The 3,440-nt window shown below is 31.9% G+C and carries 1 protein-coding gene and 1 pseudogene; both read left to right on the top strand.

The genetic code is table 11. From position 1 onward, the window contains the following. Positions 1 to 670 (top strand): calcium-binding protein (locus JHL18_RS10510; protein WP_200268886.1); only part of this gene is annotated, 670 nt, incomplete at its 5' end. 203 nt (positions 671 to 873) lie between these two features. Beyond that, positions 874 to 3,440, top strand: a pseudogene (locus tag JHL18_RS10505) (hypothetical protein); the annotation flags it as partial.

The raw sequence follows: 3,440 nt of genomic DNA, 5'->3' as shown, positions 1-3,440 counted from the left end.
CGCTAAAGTAAAACAATTAGCCACAGCTATAGATGGAACAGATGGAGAGGATAATCTTGTAGGGTGGTCAGATATGGTATCCATAATGAAAGGTTATAAAGGAAATGATACTATATCAGGAAACAGATATAATGATACGCTTGATGGAGGAGAAGGAAATGATAGCCTAAATGGAGGATATGGAGCAGACACCTATATCTTTAAGAAAGGTTACGGTGTAGATAAGATAGACAACTACACTGGCAGTGATTACACAAGCGACATAGATGTTCTTAAGATGGAAGATATTAATGAAAGTGAAGTGCTAGCAAGAAGAGTAGGAAATGACTTAGAGTTAAGAGTAAAGAACGCCGACGTAAGTCTGACCGGAGATAAGGTAGTAGTGGCAGGATACTTTTATTATGGAACTTACGCTGTAGACAAAATACAATTTGCAGACGGAACGATATGGGATACTAATTCTGTAAATAAAGCAATAGATTTAAATAATCATATTGCTACGTTATCAGCAAACACAGTTACATCTATAAATTATTCATCTTTAGCAGAAGTAGCTGTTCATGAAATCAATGCATTTACTACAGATAGCAGTATGTATAACTCTAATCAATATAATTTCAACACAGTGCAGAATTCAGACAATAATAATATAATAATTAAAACATCATAAGAAATAATTTGTTCATTAAAAGACGTAGTGCAGATAGTCAAAATAACTATGGATGTATAAAGATTTATCACATGTTGGGATTAGTAGTAAATTAAACTATAAAAAGTTACAATAAAATAGTTATTTGACACAAAAGTAAATATAAGGATAAAATAAAACTAATAGGTGTATATCTATTAGTTTTATTTTTAAGGGAGGATATTATGGAGTGGGGAAATATTGAGTCTATAATGGGCAAACTGCAGGATGTACAGGATGGAAAAGTATCAATAAGTGATTTTGTAAATACCAACTTTGATGAGCTTAATATAGAAAGTTGGGAAAAAATCAAAGCAGATACTGAATTCCAAACAAAACTTAAAAATGGAGAGTTTAATATTGAATTCTTCAATGGAGTTGTAAAGATATCTGATGGATCTGGAAATACATTGGGATACGCCTTGGCGGGACTATCGAATGCAATAGAAGTAAAGGACAAACTCTCTACAATACTGTTTGATTTAGTAGAAATAGATCTTGGAGTAGAGACAAGGAAGTTTGGATTAGGAAGTATTGTGACAAAAGTAAACGAATACTTTCAGAATGTTGATTCGGCTCAGTATAGTAAATTAAGGAACACTATAGCAGTACTAGCTCCAGTAAAAGAATGGGTAGAAAAGCTATCTGGTGGATTAGACAAAGTAGACAGAGTTTTTGATATTGTTGAAAAGATTGACAATTACTCAGGTGTAGATGGGTTACAACAATTTAGATTTAGTGATCTAGCTGATATTGCAGGAGACATGCCAATTCCACTGCCACTTAAGCTTTATATACAAGGTGAGCTTTATGCAGCAGATAAAATATTAGAAGCAGCAAAAGCTATTTTTGGAAGACATAATGGACAACTTATGGATGTTTTATGGCAGGTAGAAGATGTAGAATCTTTTACAGAGATCCTTTGCTCACCTGCAGGAATTAATGTAATCGATTATATAGGTAGCAGTATGAGTGCAGCTAGTGAATTTATTGATCCAAAGGAATTAGAAATATTTCAGCCACTAGTAGTTATATACCACGACAAATCTGAAGCCTCATTGGTAAGTGTTTTAAATAGTATTAAGAATAATGATCTTTCAGATGTTGAAAGAAGAAGACTAGCTACTGTTACCGTAGCATTTTTCCTATATCTGAATGAGAAAACAGGAGATGCGGTTTATAAGGAGTACTTTGACAAGTATCTTAAAGAATTTTATAAAGACGATGCTTCCATAAGTGAAGATAGCGAATATATTTCTAGAGTTTTTTCAAATTCTTATGGTGCAATAGCTACTGAGAAAAATTCTCCTTTGTCTGAAAGTGCTTTAGAAGATTTTAGGAAAAAGATAAATGATCAACTAAAAGATGCTTCTGTGGCAAGGCGATATGATCCAGTGGTTTTTGATCTCAATGGTGATGGAGTAAGTGTAAGTACCGTTGAAAAAGGGGTCAATTTTAATTTAGATGACACAGGATTAGCAGAAAAAACTCAATGGATTGGGCCTAATGATGGATTCTTAGTGAGGGATATAAATAAAAATGGCATTATAGATAGTGGGAGAGAGTTATTTGGAGATAGAACTATATTATCAAGTGGAAGTACTGCTAAAGATGGTTTGGAAGCATTAAAAGACGTAGATTCTAATAAGGACAATAAAATCGATATAAGCGATTCTATATACAAAGAACTTAAAATATGGCAGGATTTAAATTCTGATGGAGAAGTAGAAGCAGGAGAATTAAAGACTTTAGAGGAAGCTGGGATAAAATCAATAAACCTAAGTAATAGTATTTTAAGCAGCGAAAACATATCAAATGCAACTAAGCAAGTTATTGGTAGTTTTAATACCAGTGATAACAAAACAATAGAATTGAATCAATTTATATTTAATGCAGATTATATGGATACAAGAGATTTTAATTTAATTGACATAAATGCAGATGTGGAGCTATTGCCAGAAATTAGTGGTTCAGGTAATGTATATTCTCTTAGAAAGGCCATGACTTTAGATGAAAACCTAAAGGCTTTAGTCATTAAATATGTGAATAATATACAATATATAGAAGATAAAGGATTAATGACTGAGATAATTTATAGATGGGCAGGCTGTTTTACTATTGATCCAGGTAGCAGAGGAACTAATATAGATGCTAGAAAATTAGTAGCTATAGAAATGTTTACAGGTCAAAAATTTATAGGGGTTGATGGAGTTAATCCAAATGCAGCTTCTGCACCTATACTAAATAATATATTTGAAGATCTGAGTAATAATTTTTCTAAAAGTATGATTGAGCAGAGTTTCTTGAGTAGTTATGTAGATTTAATTGATTATAAGTATGATGTTGTAACTGGAACATTTAGCTGTGATACCTCTATATTGGAGCAGTTTTTTAGTAAGAATATTAACAATACTAATTATGCAATTATATTTAGGAAACTGAAGCAATACTATCAAAATGATGCTAAAGTAAGCATTTCTTTAAATAATTTTCTTCAAAAAACCAAGGATATATCAATAGGATTTTATAATATTGCAAGTGCAAGTCAATTTATATTAGGAACTGATGGAGCTGACACGATCACAGGAACAGATAATGGAGATGTATTAGATGGAAAGTCAGGTAATGATAGTCTAAACGGTGGTTATGGAGCAGACACATATATCTTCAAAAAAGGTTATGGAGTAGATACAATAAATAACTATACTTATTATGATTACAGTGGAGATATAGATATTCTAAAAATGGATGA

It is taken from the genome of Clostridium yunnanense, assembly GCF_016595795.1.
GTDB classification, from domain to species: Bacteria; Bacillota; Clostridia; order Clostridiales; family Clostridiaceae; genus Clostridium_AR; species Clostridium_AR yunnanense.
The sequence above is the reverse complement of the archived record's forward strand: the minus strand, read 5'-3'. Positions and strand labels throughout refer to the sequence as shown.